At 69.4% G+C, this 22,400-nt stretch carries 16 protein-coding genes, 3 tRNA genes and 1 pseudogene; 3 read left to right on the top strand and 17 right to left on the bottom strand.

Going from position 1 to position 22,400, the window contains the following annotated elements; all coding sequences use genetic code 11:
* Positions 1–26 precede the first annotated feature (26 nt).
* From ACTVAJ_RS13080 to rplJ, 4 genes are all read right to left on the bottom strand, one after another.
* Entirely contained in the window at positions 27–3,905 is a 3,879-nt protein-coding gene (locus ACTVAJ_RS13080) for a DNA-directed RNA polymerase subunit beta' (RefSeq protein ID WP_470388395.1), read from the bottom strand.
* A 34-nt stretch (positions 3,906–3,939) separates the two neighbouring features.
* The gene (rpoB, locus tag ACTVAJ_RS13075) at positions 3,940–7,407 is read right to left on the bottom strand and encodes a DNA-directed RNA polymerase subunit beta (RefSeq protein ID WP_470388394.1); all 3,468 of its coding nucleotides are present in this window, start codon (positions 7,405–7,407) and stop codon (positions 3,940–3,942) included.
* A 704-nt stretch (positions 7,408–8,111) separates the two neighbouring features.
* On the bottom strand, positions 8,112–8,498 hold the full coding sequence (gene rplL, locus ACTVAJ_RS13070) for a 50S ribosomal protein L7/L12 (protein WP_470388393.1): 387 nt from the start codon (positions 8,496–8,498) through the stop codon (positions 8,112–8,114).
* Between the two features lie 97 nt (positions 8,499–8,595).
* On the bottom strand, positions 8,596–9,123 hold the full coding sequence (rplJ, locus tag ACTVAJ_RS13065) for a 50S ribosomal protein L10 (RefSeq protein ID WP_470388392.1): 528 nt from the start codon (positions 9,121–9,123) through the stop codon (positions 8,596–8,598).
* 446 nt (positions 9,124–9,569) lie between these two features.
* On the opposite strand from rplJ, the gene ACTVAJ_RS13060 reads away from it, so the two are divergent.
* Entirely contained in the window at positions 9,570–10,418 is an 849-nt protein-coding gene (locus ACTVAJ_RS13060) for an SCO4651 family lipoprotein (protein WP_470388391.1), read from the top strand.
* Positions 10,419–10,630: 212 nt separating this feature from the next.
* Here ACTVAJ_RS13060 and rplA read toward each other — a convergent pair whose 3' ends face one another.
* The 5 genes and pseudogenes from rplA to ACTVAJ_RS13035 all read right to left on the bottom strand — a co-directional run bounded on the left by rplA (position 10,631) and on the right by ACTVAJ_RS13035 (position 13,488).
* Entirely contained in the window at positions 10,631–11,308 is a 678-nt protein-coding gene (rplA, locus tag ACTVAJ_RS13055) for a 50S ribosomal protein L1 (protein ID WP_470388390.1), read from the bottom strand.
* 117 nt (positions 11,309–11,425) lie between these two features.
* On the bottom strand, positions 11,426–11,854 hold the full coding sequence (gene rplK, locus ACTVAJ_RS13050) for a 50S ribosomal protein L11 (RefSeq protein WP_470388389.1): 429 nt from the start codon (positions 11,852–11,854) through the stop codon (positions 11,426–11,428).
* Positions 11,855–11,980: 126 nt separating this feature from the next.
* The gene (nusG, locus tag ACTVAJ_RS13045; RefSeq protein WP_470388388.1) at positions 11,981–12,799 is read right to left on the bottom strand and encodes a transcription termination/antitermination protein NusG; all 819 of its coding nucleotides are present in this window, start codon (positions 12,797–12,799) and stop codon (positions 11,981–11,983) included.
* A 285-nt stretch (positions 12,800–13,084) separates the two neighbouring features.
* A pseudogene (secE, locus tag ACTVAJ_RS13040) lies at positions 13,085–13,318 on the bottom strand (preprotein translocase subunit SecE); the annotation flags it as partial.
* Between the two features lie 97 nt (positions 13,319–13,415).
* Positions 13,416–13,488: transfer RNA gene (locus ACTVAJ_RS13035), tRNA-Trp, on the bottom strand.
* A 224-nt stretch (positions 13,489–13,712) separates the two neighbouring features.
* Here ACTVAJ_RS13035 and ACTVAJ_RS13030 point away from each other — a divergent pair.
* Both ACTVAJ_RS13030 and ACTVAJ_RS13025 read left to right on the top strand, forming a co-directional pair.
* On the top strand, positions 13,713–14,921 hold the full coding sequence (locus ACTVAJ_RS13030; protein ID WP_470388387.1) for a pyridoxal phosphate-dependent aminotransferase: 1,209 nt from the start codon (positions 13,713–13,715) through the stop codon (positions 14,919–14,921).
* A gap of 239 nt (positions 14,922–15,160) precedes the next feature.
* Entirely contained in the window at positions 15,161–16,210 is a 1,050-nt protein-coding gene (locus tag ACTVAJ_RS13025; protein ID WP_470388386.1) for an adenosine deaminase, read from the top strand.
* A gap of 27 nt (positions 16,211–16,237) precedes the next feature.
* Here the strand turns inward: ACTVAJ_RS13025 and ACTVAJ_RS13020 are convergent, their stop codons facing one another.
* From ACTVAJ_RS13020 to ACTVAJ_RS12985, 8 genes are all read right to left on the bottom strand, one after another.
* Positions 16,238–16,831 carry a TMEM165/GDT1 family protein gene (locus ACTVAJ_RS13020; protein WP_470388385.1) on the bottom strand — a complete coding sequence of 198 codons (594 nt, stop codon included), beginning with the start codon at positions 16,829–16,831 and terminating at the stop codon, positions 16,238–16,240.
* A gap of 378 nt (positions 16,832–17,209) precedes the next feature.
* A complete protein-coding gene (locus ACTVAJ_RS13015; RefSeq protein WP_470388384.1) occupies positions 17,210–18,292 on the bottom strand; it encodes a UDP-N-acetylmuramate dehydrogenase in 1,083 nt (360 codons plus the stop codon).
* A gap of 67 nt (positions 18,293–18,359) precedes the next feature.
* Positions 18,360–18,782 (bottom strand): MaoC family dehydratase, encoded by a 423-nt coding sequence (locus tag ACTVAJ_RS13010; protein WP_470388383.1) that lies wholly within the window; start codon positions 18,780–18,782, stop codon positions 18,360–18,362.
* A gap of 41 nt (positions 18,783–18,823) precedes the next feature.
* The gene (locus ACTVAJ_RS13005) at positions 18,824–19,267 is read right to left on the bottom strand and encodes a MaoC family dehydratase N-terminal domain-containing protein (protein WP_470388495.1); all 444 of its coding nucleotides are present in this window, start codon (positions 19,265–19,267) and stop codon (positions 18,824–18,826) included.
* Between the two features lie 148 nt (positions 19,268–19,415).
* Positions 19,416–19,580 carry a 50S ribosomal protein L33 gene (gene rpmG / locus ACTVAJ_RS13000; protein WP_013156089.1) on the bottom strand — a complete coding sequence of 55 codons (165 nt, stop codon included), beginning with the start codon at positions 19,578–19,580 and terminating at the stop codon, positions 19,416–19,418.
* Positions 19,581–19,680: 100 nt separating this feature from the next.
* A tRNA-Met gene (locus tag ACTVAJ_RS12995) sits at positions 19,681–19,756 on the bottom strand.
* 98 nt (positions 19,757–19,854) lie between these two features.
* Positions 19,855–19,930 (bottom strand) — tRNA-Thr (locus ACTVAJ_RS12990).
* 262 nt (positions 19,931–20,192) lie between these two features.
* Entirely contained in the window at positions 20,193–22,307 is a 2,115-nt protein-coding gene (locus ACTVAJ_RS12985) for an ATP-binding protein (protein ID WP_470388382.1), read from the bottom strand.
* Positions 22,308–22,400 lie beyond the last annotated feature (93 nt).

Here is a 22,400-nt window from a genome sequence, read left to right as displayed (position 1 = left end):
GCCGCCGTCCGTTCAGTCAACCGCTCTTACCGGTTGTAGGGCCCGAAGTCGTACTCCTCCAGCGGGACGGCCTCGCCCGAACCCTGTCCGAAGGTGTACTCGCTGGGCTCCTCGTACCCGGAGACCGAGTACATCGAGGCCTTGGCCTCCTCGGTCGGCTCCACCCGGATGTTGCGGTACTGCGGAATACCGGTACCGGCCGGGATGAGCTTACCGATGATGACGTTCTCCTTGAGGCCGAGGAGCGGGTCGCTCTTGCCGTGGATCGCGTTCTCGGTGAGCACCCGGGTGGTCTCCTGGAAGGAGGCCGCCGACAGCCAGGACTCCGTGGCCAGCGAGGCCTTGGTGATGCCGAGCAGCACCGGACGTCCGGCCGCGGGCTGTCCGCCCTCGGAGACGACCCGGCGGTTGATCCGCTCGAACTTCGGCCGCTCGACCATCTCACCCGGCAGCAGCTCGGTGTCACCCGACTCGAGGATGTTCACCCGCTTGAGCATCTGGCGGACGATGATCTCGATGTGCTTGTCGTGGATGGACACACCCTGCGACTTGTAGACCTCCTGGACCTCCGACACGAGGTGCTGCTGCACCGCGCGCGGGCCCTGGATGCGGAGGACCTCGTGCGGGTTGATCGCACCCTGGATCAGCTGCTGGCCGACCGAGACGTGGTCGTCGTCGCTGACCAGGAGCTGGGCGCGCATCGGCACCGGGTAGGCGATCTCGTCCGAGCCGTCGTCCGGGATGACGACGATCTTACGGCTCTTCTCCGTGTCGTCGATCCGGATCCGGCCCTCCACCTCGGAGATCGGGGCCACACCCTTGGGGATGCGGGCCTCGAAGAGCTCCTGGACACGGGGCAGACCGTGGGTGATGTCCTGACCGGCCGAACCACCCATGTGGAAGGTCCGCATGGTCAGCTGGGTGCCGGGCTCACCGATGGACTGGGCCGCGATGATACCGATCGCCTCACCGACGTCCACCGGCTTGCCGGTCGCCATGGAGCGGCCGTAGCAGGTGGAGCACACGCCGATCTTCGCCTCACAGGTCAGCGACGAGCGGATGCGCACGCGGGTCAGACCCGCGGCGACCAGCTTGTCGATGTTCTGCTCGGAGGTGTCGGCGAGCGCGGGCAGGACGAGGTTGCCGTCCGCGCCCACGGTGTCCTCGGCGAGGGTACGGCCGAAACCGGTGTTCTCGACGTTGTGCTTGCGCACGACGACGCCGGCGGCGTTCTTCTCACCGATCTCGTGCCAGAGCGAGCGGTCGGTGCCGCAGTCGACCTCGCGGACGATGACGTCCTGCGCGACGTCCACCAGACGACGGGTCAGGTAACCCGAGTCGGCGGTACGCAGCGCGGTGTCGGCCAGACCCTTGCGCTGACCGTGCGTGGAGATGAAGTACTCCAGGACGGACAGGCCCTCGCGGTAGGAGGACTTGATCGGGCGCGGGATCGTCTCGCCCTTGGTGTTGGAGACCAGACCGCGGATACCGGCGATCTGACGCACCTGCATCGGGTTACCGCGGGCACCGGACTGGACCATCATCCACACCGGGTTGTCGGCGGGGAAGTTGTCCTCCATGTTCCGGGCGACCTCGGCGGTGGCCTGGGTCCACACCTCGGTGAGCTCCTGACGGCGCTCGTCGTCGGTGATCAGACCTCGGTCGTACTCGCGCTGGATCTTGTCGGCCTTGCGCTCGTAGCCCTCGAGGATCTCCGTCTTGGCCGGCGGCGCGACGACGTCCTCGATACCGATGGTCAGGCCGGACCGGGTGGCCCAGCGGTAACCGGCGTCCTTCAGGGCGTCCAGGGTCGTGGCGACCTGGACCTTGGGGTAGTTCTCGGCCAGGTCGTTGACCAGGGCCGAGACCTGCTTCTTGCCCACCTGGAAGTTGACGTACGGGTAGTCGACCGGGGTGGCCTCGTTGAAGAGGTACCGGCCCAGCGTCGTCTCCAGGACGTAGACGTCGCCCTGCTGCCAGCCCTCCGGCGGGGTCCAGTCCTTGGGCGCGGGAGCGCCGTCGGCGATCCGCAGGCGGATCTTCGCCTGGAGGTCGAGGTCCCCGATGTCGTAGGCCATGATCGCCTCGGCCGGGGAGCGGAACGCCCGCCCCTCGCCGCTGGCACCGGCCCGCTCCGTCGTCAGGTAGTACAGACCGATGATCATGTCCTGGGTGGGCATGGTCACGGGCTTGCCGTCGGACGGCTTGAGGATGTTGTTCGTGGCCAGCATCAGCAGCCGCGCCTCGGCCTGGGCCTCGGCGGACAGCGGCAGGTGCACGGCCATCTGGTCACCGTCGAAGTCGGCGTTGAACGCCGTGCACACGAGCGGGTGGATCTGGATGGCCTTGCCCTCGACCAGCTGCGGCTCGAAGGCCTGGATGCCCAGGCGGTGCAGCGTCGGAGCGCGGTTGAGCAGCACCGGGTGCTCGGTGATGACCTCTTCGAGGACGTCCCACACGACGGGGCGGGACCGCTCCACCATGCGCTTGGCGCTCTTGATGTTCTGCGCGTGGTTCAGGTCGACCAGGCGCTTCATCACGAACGGCTTGAACAGTTCCAGGGCCATCTGCTTGGGCAGACCGCACTGGTGCAGCTTCAGCTGCGGGCCGACGACGATGACCGAGCGGCCGGAGTAGTCGACGCGCTTACCGAGCAGGTTCTGCCGGAAGCGGCCCTGCTTGCCCTTGAGCATGTCGGACAGCGACTTGAGCGGGCGGTTGCCCGGCCCGGTGACCGGACGGCCGCGGCGGCCGTTGTCGAACAGGGCGTCGACGGCCTCCTGGAGCATCCGCTTCTCGTTGTTGACGATGATCTCGGGCGCGCCGAGGTCGAGCAGTCGCTTGAGGCGGTTGTTCCGGTTGATCACCCGGCGGTACAGGTCGTTGAGGTCGGAGGTCGCGAAGCGGCCACCGTCCAGCTGCACCATCGGACGCAGGTCCGGCGGGATGACCGGAATGCAGTCGAGCACCATGCCCATGGGGCTGTTGGTGGTGTTGAGGAACGCCGAGACGACCTTGAGCCGCTTGAGGGCGCGGGCCTTCTTCTGGCCCTTGCCGGTGCGGATGGTCTCGCGGAGCTTCTCCGCCTCCTGGTCCAGCTCGAAGTTGGAGAGCCGGTCCTGGATGGCCTGGGCGCCCATGCCGCCGCGGAAGTACTTCCCGAAGCGGTCCCGCATCTCGCGGTAGAGCATCTCGTCGCCCTCGAGGTCCTGGACCTTGAGGTTCTTGAAGCGGTTCCAGACCTCGTCGAGGCGGTCGATCTCGCGCTGGGCGCGGTCGCGCAGCTGGCGCATCTCGCGCTCGGCGCCCTCGCGCACCTTGCGGCGGGCGTCGCCCTTGGCACCCTGCTCCTCAAGCTCGGCCAGGTCGGCCTCGAGCTTGCGGTGGCGCTCCTCGATCGTGGAGTCGCGGCGCTGCTCCAGGTGCTGCTTCTCGACCGAGATCCGCGCCTCCAGGGACTGGAGGTCGCGCTCACGGGCCTCGGTGTCCACCCACGTGACCATGTAGGCGGCGAAGTAGATGATCTTCTCGAGATCCTTCGGCGCCAGGTCCAGCAGGTAGCCCAGGCGGGAGGGCACACCCTTGAAGTACCAGATGTGCGTGACGGGCGCGGCCAGCTCGATGTGGCCCATCCGCTCACGGCGCACCTTGGCGCGGGTCACCTCGACGCCGCAGCGCTCACAGATGATGCCCTTGAAGCGGACGCGCTTGTACTTGCCGCAGTAGCACTCCCAGTCCCGGGTCGGACCGAAGATCTTCTCGCAGAAGAGTCCGTCCTTCTCCGGCTTGAGGGTCCGGTAGTTGATGGTTTCGGGCTTCTTGACCTCGCCGTGCGACCACTGGCGGATGTCGTCGGCCGTGGCCAGGCCAATGCGCAGCTCGTCGAAGAAGTTGACGTCGAGCACTTAATTCGTCCCCTGCTCTCGAAGAATGCGGAAGTTAGACCTCTTCGACACTGCTCGGCTCGCGCCGACCCAGGTCGATTCCCAGTTCTTCCGCCGCGCGGAAGACGTCCTCGTCGCTGTCCCGCATCTCGATGGACATACCGTCACTGGACAGCACCTCCACGTTCAGACAGAGCGACTGCATCTCCTTGATGAGCACCTTGAAGGACTCAGGGATGCCCGGCTCGGGGATGTTCTCGCCCTTGACGATGGCCTCGTAGACCTTGACCCGGCCCACCACGTCGTCGGACTTGATGGTGAGCAGCTCCTGGAGCGCGTAGGCGGCGCCGTAGGCCTCCAGCGCCCAGACCTCCATCTCACCGAAGCGCTGACCGCCGAACTGCGCCTTACCGCCCAGCGGCTGCTGGGTGATCATCGAGTACGGGCCGGTGGAGCGCGCGTGGATCTTGTCGTCCACGAGGTGGTGGAGCTTCAGGATGTACTTGTAGCCGACGGAGATCGGCTCGGCGAACGGCTCACCGGTGCGGCCGTCGAACAGCCGCGCCTTGCCGTCCTTGTTGATCAGGCGGTTGCCGTCCTTGTTGGGACGGACCGACTGGATCAGACCGCTGAGCTCGTCACCGTGCAGGCCGTCGAAGACCGGGGTCGCCACGTTGGAGTCGGGCTCGGACTCGGAGGCCCCGATGGAGTCGAGCGACTGCTTCCACGGTTCGTCGAGCCCCTCGACCGACCAGCCGTTCTTGGCCAACCAGCCCAGGTGCACCTCCAGGACCTGGCCGACGTTCATGCGGCCGGGGACGCCCAGCGGGTTGAGGATGATGTCGACCGGCGTGCCGTCCTCCAGGAAGGGCATGTCCTCCTGGGGCAGGATCTTGGCGATGACGCCCTTGTTGCCGTGCCGGCCGGCGAGCTTGTCGCCGTCGGTGATCTTGCGCTTCTGGGCGACGTAGACGCGGACCATCTCGTTGACGCCCGGGGCGAGCTCGTCGCCGTCCTCGCGGCTGAACACGCGGACGCCGATGACCTTGCCGGTCTCGCCGTGCGGGACCTTCAGGGAGGTGTCGCGGACCTCGCGGGCCTTCTCACCGAAGATGGCGCGCAGCAGGCGCTCCTCCGGGGTCAGCTCGGTCTCACCCTTGGGGGTCACCTTGCCGACGAGGATGTCGCCGTCGACGACCTCGGCACCGATGCGGATGATGCCCCGGTCGTCGAGGTCGGCCAGGACCTCCTCGCTGACGTTGGGGATCTCGCGAGTGATCTCCTCCGGGCCCAGCTTGGTGTCACGGGCGTCGACCTCGTGCTCCTCGATGTGGATCGAGGAGAGGACGTCGTCCTGCACCAGACGCTGGGAGAGGATGATCGCGTCCTCGTAGTTGTGGCCCTCCCAGGACATGTACGCCACGAGCAGGTTCTTGCCCAGCGACATCTCACCCTGGTCGGTGGACGGACCGTCCGCCAGGACCTGGGTCTCCTCGACCCGCTGCCCCTCGTGCACGATCGGCCGCTGGTTGAAGCAGGTGCCCTGGTTGGAGCGCTGGAACTTGCCCAGGCGGTAGGTCTTGCGGGTACCGTCGTCAGCCATCACCGTGACGTAGTCGGCGGTGACGTCCTCGACCACGCCGGCCTTCTCCGCGAGGATGACCTCACCGGCGTCGGTGGCGGCGCGGTACTCCATGCCGGTGCCGACGTAGGGGGCCTCGGCCCGCAGCAGCGGCACGGCCTGGCGCTGCATGTTGGAGCCCATGAGCGCGCGGTTGGCGTCGTCGTGCTCCAGGAACGGGATCATGGCGGTGGCGACCGACACCATCTGGCGCGGCGACACGTCCATGTAGTCGACCTCGTCCGAGCGGACCTGCTCGAACTCCTCGCCCTTGCGGCGCACCAGGACGTGGGACTCGGCGAAGGTGCCGTCGGGGTTCATCGGCGTATTGGCCTGGCCGATGACGTACCGGTCCTCCTCGTCCGCGGTGAGGTAGTCGACCTCGTCGGTGATGCGGCCGTCGGCCACGCGGCGGTACGGGGTCTCGACGAACCCGAAGGAGTTGACCCGGCCGTAGGCGGCCAGGGAGCCGATCAGACCGATGTTGGGACCCTCGGGGGTCTCGATCGGGCACATACGGCCGTAGTGGGAGGCGTGGACGTCACGGACCTCGAAGCCCGCGCGCTCACGGGACAGACCGCCCGGACCCAGCGCGGAGAGGCGGCGCTTGTGGGTCAGACCCGCCAGCGGGTTGGTCTGGTCCATGAACTGGGACAGCTGCGAGGTGCCGAAGAACTCCTTGATGGAGGCCACGACGGGGCGGATGTTGATCAGGGTCTGCGGCGTGATCGCCTCGACGTCCTGCGTGGTCATCCGCTCGCGGACGACGCGCTCCATGCGGGCCAGGCCCAGGCGGACCTGGTTCTGGATGAGCTCGCCGACCGTGCGCAGGCGCCGGTTGCCGAAGTGGTCGATGTCGTCGGTCTCGACCGGACGGACGCCGATGGCCGTCTCCCGCTCGACCTCACCCGCGTGCAGGCGCACGAGGTAGTCGATGGTGGAGACGATGTCCTCTTCGGTGAGGGTGCCCTGGGTGTAGTCGGTCTCCAGACCGAGCTTCTTGTTGATCTTGTAGCGGCCGACCTTGGCGAGGTCGTAGCGCTTGGGGTTGAAGTAGAGGTTCTCCAACAGCGCCTGGGCCGACTCCTTCGTGGGCGGCTCCCCCGGACGCAGCTTGCGGTAGATGTCCAGCAGCGCGTCGTCGGTGCCCGCCGTCGGGTCCTTCTCCAGCGTGTTGCGGATGGACTCGTACTGGCCGAAGCGCTCGAGGATCTGGTCGGTGGTCCAGCCCAGCGCCTTGAGCAGGACGGTGACGCCCTGCTTGCGCTTGCGGTCGATACGCACACCGACGAAGTCGCGCTTGTCGACCTCGAACTCCAGCCAGGCGCCGCGGGACGGGATGACCTTGCAGCCGAAGAGGTCCTTGTCCGAGCTCTTGTCGACCGACCGGTCGAAGTACACGCCCGGGGAGCGGACCAGCTGGGACACGACGACGCGCTCGGTGCCGTTGATGATGAAGGTGCCCTTGGCGGTCATGAGCGGGAAGTCGCCCATGAACACCGTCTGGCTCTTGATCTCACCGGTGTCGTTGTTGATGAACTCCGCCGTGACGAACATCGGGGCGGAGAAGGTCATGTCCTTGTCCTTGCACTCCTCTTCGGAGTACTTGGGCGGCTCGAACCGATGGTCGCGGAACGACAGCGACATCGTGCCCGAGAAGTCCTCGATCGGACTGATCTCCTCGAAGATCTCTTCGAGACCGGACTGCTCCGGAACGTCCTTGCGGCCAGCGTTTCGGGCCGTCTCGACCCGGGTCTTCCACTTCTCGTTGCCCAGCAGCCAGTCGAACGACTCGGTCTGCAGGGCGAGCAGGTTCGGGACCTCGAGGGGTTCCTGAATACGGGCGAACGAAACGCGGTGCGGACCAAGGGCGTTAGCGGAGGCGTTGCGCGAGGCTGCCAACAGGGGTCCTTCCGAAGGCTTGTGGCGGTTGAAGCGCGCACGCCAGACGATCCGTCACGGGAGGACCGCCGCAACACGGTTGAGACGGTCACATCGAGCGGGAACGGGCTACCGTGTTCCAGACGAAAACGGGATGGCGGAAGCCGTACACCGACACAGGGATCACCAAAGGGCAGCGCAAAAGAGCAGTGTAGCCGAACACCACACCGCTGTCCACTCACGGTCCACGGCGCCACTCACGACACCGGCAGGATCACCCGTGGCGGGCGATCCGTCAAGCCCGGACACCGTCCCAGGAGCGGAACCCGATCCCGGATTCCGTCCGCGGGGACCCACCGGGACCGCTGGGTGGTCCAGCGCGCCCGCCCCGGCCCAGGGGGGTTGCGAGCCGTCGGACACCCGGAAGGGTTCCCCCACCCGGGTCGGGTAAACACTCTCCCCCGGGCCCGTCAAGAATCCCGGGACGGGAGATTATCGCGTCAGCGGGACAGTTCGCACACGCGGATCCCGGCCCCGCAGCCGACGACCGGTACAGCTTCGCACACCTGACACCCCGGACGGGATGGGACACGGCGCCGGAGTCCGCGAACAGGACCTTCGTCCCCTACGGGACGCATCCCGGACAGACGACGGCGCGGCCGCCCCTCCCGGAGGAGGAACGGCCGCGCCGCGGGTACCAGCGGGCCCGTACGGCCCGCGTGGGACTACTTGAGGGTGACGGTGGCGCCGGCGCCCTCAAGGGCGGCCTTGGCCTTGTCAGCGGCCTCCTTGTTGACGCCCTCGAGCAGCGGCTTCGGGGCGTTGTCGACCAGGTCCTTGGCCTCCTTGAGACCCAGGCTCGTGAGGCCGCGGACCTCCTTGATGACCTGGATCTTCTTGTCACCGGCGGACTCGAGGACGACGTCGAACTCGTCCTTCTCCTCGACGGCCTCGGCCGGAGCGCCGGGGGCGCCCGGAGCGGCGACGACGGCGGCCGGGGCAGCGGCCTCGACGTCGAACTTGTCCTCGAACAGCTTCACGAACTCGGACAGCTCGAGGAGGGTCATCTCCTCGAACGCGGCCAGCAGGTCCTCGTTGCTGAGCTTCGCCATGATGCGATCTCTCTTTCTCTACGGACACGCGCGCCCGTCGGCGCCACGTGCGAGCCATGCGGCGGGCGACGTCGGCACCCGCCGGAAATCAGGTTGTCTAGGCCGCTTCCTCGGAGCGCTTGTCCGCCAGGGCCTGTGCGAGACGCACGGCCTTGGTCGGGAGCGCCTGGAAGACGGCGGCGGCCTGGCCCTGCTTGGCCTTGAGCGCACCGGCCATCTTCGAGAGAAGCACCTCGCGGGACTCCAGGTCGGCCAGCTTGGTGACCTCGTCGGCGCTCATCGACTTGCCGTCGATGACGCCGCCCTTGATCACCAGGGGCTCGTTCGCCTTCGCGAAGTCACGCAGGCTCTTGGCCACCTCGACCACGTCGCCGCGGATGAAGGCGACGGCGGTGGGGCCGTCGAGCAGGTCCTTGACCTTCTCGTCGACTCCGGCCTCGCTCACGGCGATCTTGGTCAGCGTGTTCTTCACGACGCGGAAACGCGCGTTCTGGCCGAGGCTGCGGCGGAGCTCGTTGAGCCCGGCCACAGTGAGTCCCCGGTATTCCGCCAGCACGGCGCCGTTCGACTCACGAAGCTCCTCCGTGAGTTCGGCGACCGCGGCGGCCTTGTCCGGCCTCGCCATGGGACTCCTTCCAACAGTGAACGCTGGTTGGTTCCCAAGGACTCACGCGATCGGCGTCAGCACGAGAAAAAGCCCCGAGCGCGAGGCGCACGGGGCACGACCGCGTCCGCGGGGCGTGGAGACGCACCCGGAACGGGAAAGCTCTGGTGACACCTGCGCGGGCGCCCATCGCGAATGGGTCCTTAGGTCACCCGTTCGGGTGACGACCAGCGGTCTTCGGCAAGTACCCATGCTACAGGACCGGAAGGGGTGCGGAGAACGGATTCGGGGCGACCGACCGCCGCCCGACGTGAGGCGCGTCACGCAACCCCGCGAAATGGGACAACGTCTCAGTAACAAGAGTTGCCTCGTGCCCGAGATGTCATACACACGTGGCAACATGACCCGCTGAAGGCCCGCTCCCTTCCTCGCACACCATCTCCCTCATGAAAAAGGTATTCACCCCCATGAAGACCCGTGTGCCGGCTTTCTTCGCCGTCGGTGCCCTGACCCTGTCCCTCGCCGCCTGCGGTGGCGACCAGTCCGCCGAACCGGAGGAGACCACCGACGCGGCCGCGGAGGAGAGCGGGGGCGGGGGCGTCATGAGCCTCCTCTCCGACCTCGCCTCGAACACCGAGTCGGTCGACAACTACACGCTCGACATGACGGTCGGCATGACCGACCCCGAGGTCGGCGAGACGAGCATGGACTTCACCTACGAGATCATGAGCGACCCGCAGGCGGCCCAGGTCACCATCGTCATGCCGGAGATCGGTGAGATGATGCTGGGCCTGGAGGAGCTCAGCGGAGAGAGCTCGGGCATGACCGCTGAGGAGCTCGGCACCTCGATCGTCATCGTCCCCGCCGAGGGCGAGGCCCTGGTGTCCAACCACAACGGCAACCTCCAGGCCGACACGGCCTGGGTCCGCGGCGCCAGCGGCATGGACTCGATGCCGGCCGCCGAGGACATGTTCGACGCCTCGCAGCTCTCGGACGTCGCGGGCGCGATCGCCGGGATCGAGACCGTCGAGGAGGCCGGGACCGAGGAGATCAGCGGGGTCGAGACCACCCGCGTCGACGGCACGTTCACGCCCGAGCAGATCGACGCCCTCCCGGAGGAGCAGGCGGGCGCCCTGAACGATCTGATCGGCGGCTCCGTCGAAGGCGCCATGGAGACGTCCATCTGGATCTCCGGGGACGGCTTCCCGATGCGCATCGACTTCAGCGACGACGTCACCGACCTCTCGATGGTCTTCTCCGCGCTGGGCGAGACCTCCTTCGAGATGCCCTCCGAGGACCAGATCACCGACATGTAGTCGGTGATCTCGGGCCCTCCGCCGCACTGCGGACCGTGTCCGGACGCCCTCCGGGCAGGGATGCTCCGTCCCCGGCGGCGGCCGAACGGCACCCCCTCGGGTGACCGTTCCAGGACACAGGTCCTCGTCTGCGGTCCTCCACACGGCGACGGCCCCCGGATCCCTGACGGGAACCGGGGGCCGTTCGACGTGTCTGGCAGGCCGGGCGCGACCTAGGCGTCGAGCGGGATGCTCGGGCCCATGGACGTGCTGACCACGGCCTTCTTGATGTAGCGGCCCTTGGCGGCGGACGGCTTGAGGCGGTTCACCTCGTCGATGGCGGCCTGGTAGTTCTCCAGCAGCTTGGCCTCGTCGAAGGAGGCCTTGCCGATGATGAAGTGCAGGTTGCCGTGGCGGTCGACGCGGAACTCGATCTTGCCGCCCTTGATGTCGGTCACGGCCTTGGCCACGTCCGGGGTGACCGTGCCCGTCTTGGGGTTGGGCATGAGACCACGCGGACCGAGCACGCGGCCGAGGCGGCCGACCTTGCCCATGAGGTCCGGGGTGGCGACGACGGCGTCGAAGTCGAGGAAGCCGTTCTGGACCTCCTGGACGAGGTCGTCGTCACCGACGTAGTCGGCGCCAGCGGCGCGAGCCTGCTCCGCACGCTCACCGGTCGCGAAGACCAGGACCCGGGCGGTCTTACCGGTGCCGTTGGGCAGGTTCACGGTGCCGCGGACCATCTGGTCGGCCTTGCGCGGGTCGACGCCCAGACGCAGGGCGACCTCGACGGTCGCGTCGAACTTCACGCTGGAGGTCTCCTTGGCGAGCTTCACGGCCTCGGCGGGGCTGTGGAGCTTGTCACGGTTCACCAGCTCGCTGGCTTTGCGGTGGTTCTTGCTGCGCTTCACGCTGTTCTCCTGTGGAACGTGTGGTCGTTGGGCCAGCGCCTGGCCCTGCCACGGTCGGATCTTGACGGCGAGCACCCCACGCGGCCCGGGCTGCGGCCCGGAACCCCGGTGCGGGGGCTACTTGACCTCGATGCCCATCGAGCGGGCGGTGCCGGCGACGATCTTGGCGGCGGCCTCGACGTCGTCGGTGTTGAGGTCGGGCAGCTTGGTCTGCGCGATCTCGCGGACCTGCTCGGCGGTGATCGAACCAGCCGTGCTGCGACCCGGGTCGGTGGCGGCCTTGTCCAGGCCGGCGGCCTTGAGGATCAGCTTCGGCGCCGGGGGCGTCTTGGTGATGAAGCTGAAGGAGCGGTCCTCGTAGATGGAGATCTCTACGGGGATGACGTTGCCGCGCTGGGCCTCCGTAGCAGCGTTGTACTGCTTGCAGAAGTCCATGATGTTGACGCCGTGCGGACCGAGGGCGGTACCGACGGGCGGCGCCGGGGTGGCCTGACCGGCGGGGAGCTGCACCTTGACGAGTGCGGCCAGTTTCTTCTTCGGAGGCATGTCGGGTCCTTTGCCTGATGTGCGGTGTGTGCTGGTCCCCGCCCTGCCGTGGGCGGAGCACAAGAGTGGGTCCGCCCAGAGACGGACCCACCAAGTCTACGTCGGCCGGGCCACTGCCCGGACGGTTCAGATCTTGGCGACCTGGTTGAAGGACAGCTCGACCGGGGTCTCACGGCCGAAGATCGACACGAGCACCTTGAGCTTCTGGGTGTCCGGGTTGATCTCGCTGACCGTGGCGGGCAGCGTCGCGAAGGGGCCCTCCATGACGGTGACGGACTCGCCGACCTCGTAGGCCACGTCCGAGCGCGCCTCGCCGATACCGGCGGCGGCCTTGGCCTTGCGCTCCTCCTCCGGCTCCTCCTCGGGCTCGGGCGCCAGGAGCTTGGCGACCTCGGTGAGGCTGAGCGGCGCGGGCTTGTTGGACAGGCCGACGAAGCCGGTCACGCCCGGGGTGTTGCGGATGGCCGACCAGGACTCGTCGGTCAGGTCCATGCGGACGAGAACGTAGCCGGGGAGGACCTTCTCGGTCACCTGCTGGCGCTTGCCGCTCTTGACCTCGGTCACCTCGTGCTCGGGCACCTCGACCTGGAAGATGTAGTCCTCCATGTTGAGCGACTGGGTGCGGCTCTCGACGTTGGCCTTGACCCGCTTCTCGTACCCGGCGTAGGTGTGCACGACGTACCAGTCGCCGGGAAGCAGGACCAGCTCGTTCCGGAACTCCTCGACGGGGTCGAGCTTGGGGAGCTCGGGCTCCTGCTCGGCCTCCTCGTCGGCCTCGTCGGCCTCGTCGGCCTCGTCGGCGTCACCGGTGAGCTCCGGGCTGTCGGTGTCGGCCTGCTCGGCCGCGTCCTCGGACAGCTCGCCCGCCAGGCCGGTCTCTTCCTCCGACGACTGACCCGGCTCCTCTTCGGGGAAGTCGTCAGGGGTCAGTGGGGACTCGGACACGGCTGCTCTTTCTCTCGTCGGATGCGCTACTGCGGGCCGACGCGCACCACGGCGGTCGACGTCGGGCCCAGTCCTGCCAGCTTACGGTCTCCGCGCGCGGGATGGGACCAGGCACGGGTGGGCGGGGACGGCGGGCGCGTCACGATCGTGGTGCCCGAGCCGGGCGGGTACCGCGGCTCAGTCGCCCCTGCTGCGCAGGAGGCCCATGGCGCCGAGGATGACGGCGACGCCGCCGGTGGCGATGCTGGTCCACAGGGGCAGGGCCTGGAACTCGCCCTCGGGGCTGAATCCGGCGTAGAGCCAGGTGACGAGCTCGGCGAAGACGAAGTCGAGGAGTGAGACGTAGCTCAGGACGAGAACGACGAACACCAGGACGACGATGGTGTACGTGACCAGCTCGCGACGCGTGGGCCAGCGGACCTTGCGGAGCTCTCCGACGACCTGCTTGGTGAAGGTCACAGGACCGGTACGACGCTTGGGCTCCTTGTCGGGCTTGGCGTCGGCGTCAGTCTGGGTCACCTGGGGTCCTTAGGGTCGCGGGCTGCTGGTCATCCCCGTAGTTCCGTACGCCTCGCGGGGCGCGGCGGCCCGAAGGCCGCCACACCGCGCGTTCGTGCAGGGCAGGAGGGACTCGAACCCCCAACCGCCGGTTTTGGAGACCGGTGCTCTGCCAATTGAGCCACTGCCCTTGAGCGGAAACTGCGTTCCCCACCATAGCCGGTCCGGACCGGGTCCGCACCCCACTCGTACGCGGGGCCGCCCCGTCCGTGGCCGGTCGGCGCGAACGAGTGTACGCCCTGGGCGCACCGGAGACCAAACCGCGCCCCTCCGGGCACCCCCGGCGCACCGACGCCGTGACCGTCCTGTACCCTCTTCCACCGCCTCGGCCGAGGTCACGTGACACCATGGAGACATGACTGAGCGACCGCGAGTCTCTGCACGTATCAGCGCTATCTCCGAGTCGGCCACGCTCGCCGTCGACGCGAGGGCCAAGGCCATGAGGACTGAGGGGCGCCCCGTCATCGGCTTCGGGGCCGGGGAGCCGGACTTCCCGACCCCCGACTACATCGTCGAGGCCGCCGTCGCGGCGGCCCGCGAGCCGCGCTTCCACCACTACACCCCGGCCGGTGGGCTTCCCGAGCTGAAGAGGGCCATCGTCGAGAAGACCGCCCGGGACTCCGGGTACCGGGTCGAGCCCTCCCAGGTCCTGGTGACCAACGGCGGCAAGCAGGCCATCTACGAGGCCTTCGCCGCCCTCCTGGACCCGGGGGACGAGGTCGTCGTCGTGGCCCCGTACTGGACCACCTACCCCGAGTCCATCAAGCTCGCGGGCGGCGTCCCGGTCTTCGTCACCACCGACGAGAGCACCGGGTACCTGGCCGACGTCGAGCAGCTGGAGGCCGCGCGCACCGAGCGCACCAAGGTCCTGGTGTTCGTCTCCCCGTCCAACCCGACGGGCGCCGTCCACCCGCGCGAGCAGGTCCGCGCGATCGGCCGGTGGGCGCTCGAACACGACCTGTGGGTGCTGACCGACGAGATCTACCAGCACCTCGTCTACGGCGACGCCGAGTTCACCTCGATCCCCGTCGAGGTGCCCGAGCTGGCCGACCGCACCGTCATCGTCAACGGCGTGGCCAAGACCTACGCCATGACCGGCTGGCGCGTGGGGTGGCTCATCGGCCCCGAGGACGTGGTCAAGGCCGCGACCAACCTCCAGTCGCACGCCACCTCCAACGTCGCCAACGTCTCGCAGGCCGCCGCGGTCGCCGCCGTCTCCGGCGACCTGTCCGCCGTCGAGACGATGCGCGCGTCCTTCGACCGCCGCCGCAGGACCATCGTCCGGATGCTCAACGAGATCGACGGCGTGGTCTGCCCGGAGCCGCAGGGCGCCTTCTACGCCTACCCGTCCGTCAAGGGCGTCCTCGGCAAGGAGATCCGCGGCCGGCGGCCGGGCACCTCCGCCGAGCTGGCCGAGCTCATCCTGGAGGAGGCCGAGGTCGCGGTCGTACCCGGTGAGGCCTTCGGCACCCCCGGCTACCTCCGGCTGTCCTACGCGCTCAGCGACGAGGACCTCGTCGAGGGTGTGAGCCGTGTCCAGAAGCTGCTGGCCGAGGCCAGGTAGGGGCTGTGCCCTGCTTGGTCCTTCGGGTTCGCTCCGGACCGTGTCAGGGCGTCAGGGGAGGCGGGGATCCCGCATCCCCGTCCTCGCCTGAGGCCCGTTCCCCGCTGGCGGCCCGACTCGTCCGGCCCCGCCCCGGCGGCGCCTGAACGGCGGGGGCGCCCCCGCCGTTCAGGCGCCGTTTCCCGACCGGAATCCCGGTCCCGCTACCACGTGTGCGCGGTTTGCGGCAGCATTGCGTCATGGAGACACCGACCAGCGCCCGCCGGTTGGACCGGCTGCCCAAGGCACACCTGCACCTGCACTTCACCGGATCGATGCGGCACACGACCCTCGTGGAGCTCGCCGGGGAACACGGGATCCACCTCCCCCAGGCCCTGGTCGAGGAGTGGCCGCCCCGACTGCGCGCCACGGACGAACGCGGCTGGTTCCGTTTCCAGCGCCTCTACGACATCGCCCGCTCCGTCCTGCGCAGGCCCGAGGACGTCTACCGGCTGCTGCGCGAGGCGGCCGAGGACGAGCGGGCCGCGGGGTCGGGGTGGTTGGAGATCCAGGTGGACCCGAGCGGGTACGCCGCCCTCTTCGACGGCCTGACCGCCACCCTGGAGCTCATCCTGGACGCCGCGCGCGCCGCCGAGCGGGACACGGGGGTCCCGATCGGCCTGATGGTGGCCGCCAACCGCACACGCCACCCGATGGACGCCCGGGCGCTGGCCCGGCTGGCCCGGCAGTACGCGGGTCGGGGCGTGGTGTCCTTCGGCCTGAACAACGACGAGCGGCGGGGACGGGCGCGCGAGTTCGAGGCCGCCTTCCGGATCGCGCGGCGCGCGGGGCTGCTGTCGGCGCCGCACGGCGGCGAACTCCTGGGACCGCGGAGTGTCCGGGAGTGCCTGGACGACCTCAACGCCGACCGGGTCGGCCACGGCGTGCGCGCGGTGGAGGACCCGCACCTGGTGGAGCGGATCGCCACCCAGGGCGTGACGCTGGAGATCTGCCCCACCTCGAACGTCGGGCTGGGGGTGTTCGAGCGGTTGGAGCACCTGCCGCTGCGCAGGCTCTTCGAGTCGGGGGTGCAGATCGCGCTGGGCACCGACGACCCGCTGCTGTTCGGTCCGCGCCTGGTCGAGCAGTACCGGATCGCGCGTGAGGTGTTCCGCTTCGGGGACGCGGAGCTCGCCGAACTGGCACGGATGTCGGTGCGGGGGTCGGGGGCTCCGGACGCCGTGCGCAAGGACCTCCTGGCGGGGATCGACGCGTGGCTGGCGACGGCGCCGGAGGGCGATCCGGCCTGAGCCGGGGCCTGCCCGCGCGGAGGCGGTTCAGCCCAGGAGCAGCCAGGCGCCCTGGCCGAGCATGGCCGCGCCCGCGACGAAGAACAGGACCGCGGCACCCACCCTGACCGCCCGTTCGGGGAGCTTCCTTCCGAGGACCGCGCCGAGCACGATGGCGACGGCGTCCGCCGCGACCATGCCGATCGTCGAGCCGATCCAGACCGCCAGCCAGTGGTACTGGGTGCCGACCGTGATGGTGGCGAGCATGGTCTTGTCCCCGAGCTCGGCAGTGAGGAACACCACGAAGACGGTGAGCAGGCCGGAACGGATCCGCCGGGACGCGGCGCGCTCCTCGTCCCTGGCGGTCATCTCGTCCCCGCGCAGGGTCCAGAAGCCGAAGACGAGGAAGGCGATTCCGGCCGTGAAGGTCAGCCAGTCGGTGGGGATGCTGGCTCCCAGGACCTCGGCCAGCAGGACGCTGCCGGCGTGGACGACGGCGGTGGCCGCGGTGATGCCGAGGATGACCGTGAGGGCACGGTAGCGGGTCGCCAGGGACATCGCCACCAGTTGGGTCTTGTCACCCATCTCCGCGACGAGAATGGCGACGGTACTCACCGCCAGACCCGTGAGAAATGCCGTCACGCGCTCTCCTCCATCCGAGGTTTTCGGGCAGAAGGAAGCAGCGGACACCCCTTCAACCCGGTCGTTTCCTACCGGGTCAAAGGTCTCGTCCGCCCTGTTCGACCACTGGGCCGCGATTGCCGGGCCCCTGCTCTGGCGGGCTCGCACGACCGGACCGCCGGGCGGCCAGTGTGTCGATCGTGCGCATTGGGGACTACTCCCCTTCGACACCCACGACTTTAGCAAAACAAAGGGAAATAGCAATTCATTCGCCCGGCGAATTTGTTTATCAGGGCATCCTGAAAAACAAGTTCGCCGCGCCCAACTCAAGAATTGGGCGCGGCGTCAAACATGTCGTGGGCGGGCCGAGGCGCAGCGGAGGCCCACGCCGGACAGCAGCTAGAGATCGACACCGACCATGACGGGTTCGTTGACCAGGCGCACGCCGAACACGGCCTGGACCCCGGCCCGCACCTCGCGGGCCAGGTCCAGCAGGTCGCGCGTGGTCGCGCCGCCCGGGTTGGTCAGCGCCAGCGTGTGCTTGCCCGAGATCCGGGCGGGGCCGCGGCCGTACCCCTTCGTGAACCCGGCCCGGTCGATCAGCCAGGCGGCGGAGAGTTTGACGTTGCCGTCGCCGTCCGGGTGCCCGGGGACCTCGACGTCGGGGCCGAGCCGCCCGGCGGCGCGGTCGCGCACGGCCGCGAACTCCTCGGCGGTCACCACGGGGTTGGTGAAGAAGGACCCCGCGCTGCGCGTGTCGGGGTCGTCGGGGTCCAGGACCATGCCCTTGCCCGCGCGCAGGGCCAGAACGGTCTCCCGTGCCTTGGCCAGGGGCACCCGGGCGCCCGCCTCGGCCCCCAGGGTCCGGGCCACCTCGGCGTAGCGGACGGGTCGGCTCAGCTCGGACCTGCGCAGCTCGAAGACCACCTCGCACACGACGAAGCGGTCCTGGCCCTTGAACACGCTGTCGCGGTAGGTGAAGCCGCACTCGGTGTTGGTCATGGTGCGCCGCTCGCCCGTGCGCCGGTCGTGGACGAGCACCTCACGCACGGTCTGGCTGACGTCCTGCCCGTAGGCGCCCACGTTCTGGATGGGGGTGGACCCCACCCGGCCGGGGATCCCGGACAGGAACTCGACACCGCTGAGCCCCTCGGTGACCGTACGCTCCACCAGCGGGTCCCATTCGACGCCCGCCTCCGCGCGCAGCAGCACGACGTCCTCGCCGGTCTCCGGGTCGCGCCCGGCCTCGGCGAGGGAGACCCCGCGCGAGTCGACGTGCACGACGGTGCCCGCGAAGCCGTCGTCGGCGACGACCAGGTTGCTGCCGCCGCCCAGGACCAGGAGCGGCTCGCCGTCCCGGTCCGCGGCGGTGACCGCCTCCACCAGCGCGTCGGTGGTACGGGCGACGAGGAAGGTCTTGGCCGGGCCGCCCAGCCCGAGCGTGGTGTGGTCGGAGAGCAGGGCTCCGGAGAGTGTGGACACGGGTTCTACCTCACTGCTTCACTGCTGCCGCGACGCGGTGGCCGAAGGCCGGAGCGGGGCCCGGCGTTCAGGCCAGGCGGACGACGGCGGTGGACTTGGCCAGGACCTTGGCGCCGCCGGAACGCGCCGTCAGGAGCACGTTCACGGTACCGTCGTCGTTCTTGGCCCTCACCTTGCCGCCGACCGTGATCTCGGCGCCCTCGTCGTCGTCGGGGACCACGACGGGCGCGGAGAAGCGCACGGAGTAGTCCACGACGCAGCCGGGGTCCCCGGTCCAGTCGGTGAGCACCCGGCCCGCCTCCGCCATCGTGAACATGCCGTGCGCGATCACGTCGGGCAGGCCGACGGACTTGGCGAAGCGCTCGTTCCAGTGGATGGGGTTGAAGTCCCCCGAGGCGCCCGCGTAGCGGACCAGGTCCAGGCGGCGGACCCGGAAGGTCTGCTCGGGGAGTTCGGTGCCGACCTCGACGTCGGCGTGGCGCAGGCTCACGGTCGCGTTCCTCACGTTCCTGGTCGTCGGAAGGGTGGCGTTCACTCGCCGCGCACGACGAGCATCATGCCCGCCGTGACGACGTGTTCGCCCTCGGCCGCCGTGGCCACGGTCTCCAGCGTGAGCATCCCGTTGCCGCCGAGGGTCTTGACGTCGGTGATCCGGGTGACGGCGGTCAGGACGTCGCCCGCGCGCAGGGGACGGCTGTAGTGGAAGCTCTGGTCGCCGTGGACGACGCGGGAGAAGTCCACCCCCAGGTCGGGGTCGGCGACGGCGTGCGCGGAACCGGCCATGCCCAGGATGACGGGGAAGGTGGGCGGTGCGATCACGTCGGGGTACCCGGCGGCCTTGGCCGCCGCGGGGTCGACGTAGACCGGGTTGGGGTCGTTGATCGCCTCGGCGAACTCACGGATCTTGCCGCGGGTCACCTCGTAGGGCTCCGGAGCCGGGTACTCCCGGCCGACGTACTCGGCGTTGATCGCCACGGTCTCCCTCTCCTGGTCCTCCTGCCCGGGAAGGGCCCCGGACACACGAACAGCCCGGCGAGCGGATCGCTCGCCGGGCCGGAAGTCTAAGTCGAACGGAGCCACCGCTCACACGCACCTGCGGGCGGGCGACGGCACGCGGCGGGACTCAGCGGGTCTCGCGGTGCTCGTTGTGCTTGCGGCAGTTCGGGCAGAACTTCTTGATCGCGAGACGGTCGGGGGTGTTCCGACGGTTCTTGCGCGTGATGTAGTTCCGGTGATTGCACTCCTGGCAGGCCAGGGTGATCTTCGGCCTCACGTCGGTGGCAGCCACTTCGGAGTGCCTTTCTCGCTGGAGACGGTACTAGGTTTTGCAGTGAACACTGCAAAGGGCCCGCTTCGACCCCTGAGTAGGGCCTCAGGGGTCAGCGGGTTGGTAGCGGAGGCCGGACTTGAACCGACGACACAGCGATTATGAGCCGCTTGCTCTACCGACTGAGCTACTCCGCCCCGATCGGTGGGGACGGTCATCGCTGACCGCTCCCGGTACCAGGCCGGCAGTCACTCCACCGGCCACCCACCTGAGTGGACCGGACCGCTTCAAGTGGTGGAGCCCCTTTACGGAATCGAACCGTAGACCTTCTCCTTACCATGGAGACGCTCTGCCGACTGAGCTAAAGGGGCGCGCCGTGGGGCTTTCTCTCGTCCGCCCCGGGGGCGTTGCCCCCTTGCGCTGGTCATGACTATACAGGTCTTCGGGGGTGGTCTGCCAAATCAAATCCCGCCCGCCCCCGGCACGGACCCCCGGGGGTGCCTCCACCCCACTCCCCCGGAAGGGAAAACCCCAGTTCGAAGGCGGTTTCCCGGGCCATCGGACCCCTTACGCGGAACCCGCGGAAACCGCCGATGTGATCCAGGACGCCCCCCGCGAGGGGGCTCCCGGGCCTCACCCGGCCCCCTCGGCCACCCACACGTTGGACATGGCGTCGCGGTTGATCGTGCGGATGGTGGAGGGCAGTCCGAGTCTGCGCAGGGCGTCGGACAGGCGCGTGTCGTGTGTGAACACGATGAGCTGCCGGTGGCGGCCCACCTCCGACAGGACGGTGGCCAGCCCCTCGACGGTCTCGGTGTCCATCGCCTGGACCGGGTCGTCGAGCACGAGGAAGCCGAAGGGGTTGCCCTCCACGAGGGCGCGCGGCAGGCAGATGGACAGTGCCAGTGCCTGGAACTCGCCCTGGCTGAGCAGGCCGGGGGCGCTGGTCTGGTCCTCGACCCCGTCCACGGACACCTCCACCTCGACCCTGCGCCGGGCGCCGCGGCCGATGAGGCGCATCCCCTGGAGGTCGATGTGGCGTTCCTGGCGCAGCCGGAACCAGACCTGCTCGGCCTGGGTCGCGACCGGACCCAGCTGCTGCGACCGCAGTCCCCGGGCCTGTTCGGAGAGCCAGTTCAGGGCGGCCTCGGCGGGGGCCAGCGCCTCCCGGGCCGTGATGGCCTCCTGCGCGTCGTCGAGCCAGCCGGAGAGCTGTTCCGCCAGGGGGGCCCACCCTCCGGAGGGGTCCTCCAGGCGCTCACTGGCGTCGCGGCGGGCCGTGACGGCGGCGGCGCGGAGTTTGCGCCCGACCGTCTCGATGTGCTCGGCCAGCTCCCCCAGGTCGGCGATGTCGGCCCCGGACTCCCACAGGGCCCACACCTGTCCCAGCTCGCTCTCCGGAGGCAGCCACGAGGGCGCCGGGGCGAGCAGGAAGCGCGCCTGGTCGCGTGCGGCGTCGGCGCGTTCGTAGGCCGCGGAGGCGGTCGCCGCCTGGGAGCGCAGCGCGCGGAGCTGGGCGTTGGCCCGCCGGACCCAGTCGGCGCCCAGGGCCCCCTGCGTGGAGCAGGTGGGGCACGTGGTCTCCGAGGGGTGGCGCTGGTGGTGTTCCAGGGCCTGTTCGAGCAGGCGCACGACGCCGTGGGCGTGGTCGCCCTTGCTGCCCGCGGCCATCGCCAGCTCCATGGCCGCGCCGCGGAGCTCGTTGACGACGTCGCTGATCACGACCCGTTCGGGCACGGAGAGCCGGCGCAGTCGGCGCAGGACGGTGTGGAGGGCCGGGTCGCTCGGCCCGTCGTCGGTGGCGATCGAGCGCAGCGCGTCCAGCTCCAGGTGCGGCGCCGTCAGGAGCTGGGCCGCGCGGGCGGCCCTGGGGTCGTCCGCGTTCTGGAGCGCCTCCAGGAGGAACCTGAGCTCGCGGGAGGGCCGGTCGCGGCGCTTGGCCAGACCGTCGCACACCCGGGCCAGCCTGCGCTCGGCCTCGGCGAGACCGGTGAGGCCCAGGAGGGCGGTGAGGGTGTCGTAGAGTTCGGCGGCCCGACCGGTGACGGTGCGGCCGAGTTCGTCGTAGGACAGGAACGGGCGGTAGCGGACGAGGTGCTCGCCCCAGGCGAGGGTGCGCAGGGGGGAGGTCTCGCCGTTGGGGTGGACCACCTCGCCGCGCGCGGAGCGCACGCTCTCCCCGGTCCAGCGCCGGTTGACGCGGGTGGGACCGTCGTCACCCGCGATGTGCAGGTCGACGGTGGCCTCGGTGCGCTCGTCGTAGTGGAGGTTGCGCCAGCCGTCGCGCCACCCGGTGGGCATGGCGTCCCAGCGGGGGTTGCGGCCGGTCAGCGCGGCCTCGGCGGCCTCGGCGAAACTGGACTTGCCCGAGCCGTTGCGGCCCACGATGACCGTGAGTCCGGGGCCGGGCGGGAAGGTGAGCTCCGCGGGGCGGCCGATGCCGCGGAAGCCCTGCACCCGTATACCGGTGAGGTAGGCGCGGCGGGCCGGGCCCGCCGGAGCCGCCTCGGGTACGGGTGCGGCGCCCTGGGCGGCGTCCGGCATGTGCTCGCCGTTCAGCAGGGCCGTCAGCGCCTCGTCGCCCCACAGGGCGGCGGTGACCCAGGAACGGACCTCGGCGGGCAGCCCCGACCGTGCCAGCTCGTCCAGGATCCCCTCGGTGACGGGGTCGTCCGCGGGCGGCGGGGCATGGCGGTCGTGCTGTCCTCCGTCGTCGAACGCCTCGGGTCCCCGAGTCACCTGCGCCACCCCGCTCCGTTGTCGATCCTGCACAAGCAGATTAGGACAGAGGGGAAACAAGCACGCTTACTTCCCCCTCGTCTCCTCTTCCGCCTCCCCCCG

The sequence above is a fragment of the Nocardiopsis sp. KDC1DS13DA1 genome (genome assembly GCF_055632325.1).
This window is presented reverse-complemented; position numbering and strand designations above follow the sequence as displayed.

Bases quoted from the DNA above. Each gene is read 5' to 3' on its own strand.
- rplL (WP_470388393.1), bottom strand. From the start codon at position 8,498: ATGGCGAAGCTCAGCAACGAGGACCTGCTGGCCGCGTTCGAGGAGATG.
- rplJ (WP_470388392.1), bottom strand. From the start codon at position 9,123: ATGGCGAGGCCGGACAAGGCCGCCGCGGTCGCCGAACTCACGGAGGAG.
- ACTVAJ_RS13060 (WP_470388391.1), top strand. From the start codon at position 9,570: ATGAAGACCCGTGTGCCGGCTTTCTTCGCCGTCGGTGCCCTGACCCTG.
- rplK (WP_470388389.1), bottom strand. From the start codon at position 11,854: ATGCCTCCGAAGAAGAAACTGGCCGCACTCGTCAAGGTGCAGCTCCCC.
- ACTVAJ_RS13030 (WP_470388387.1), top strand. From the start codon at position 13,713: ATGACTGAGCGACCGCGAGTCTCTGCACGTATCAGCGCTATCTCCGAG.
- ACTVAJ_RS13025 (WP_470388386.1), top strand. From the start codon at position 15,161: ATGGAGACACCGACCAGCGCCCGCCGGTTGGACCGGCTGCCCAAGGCA.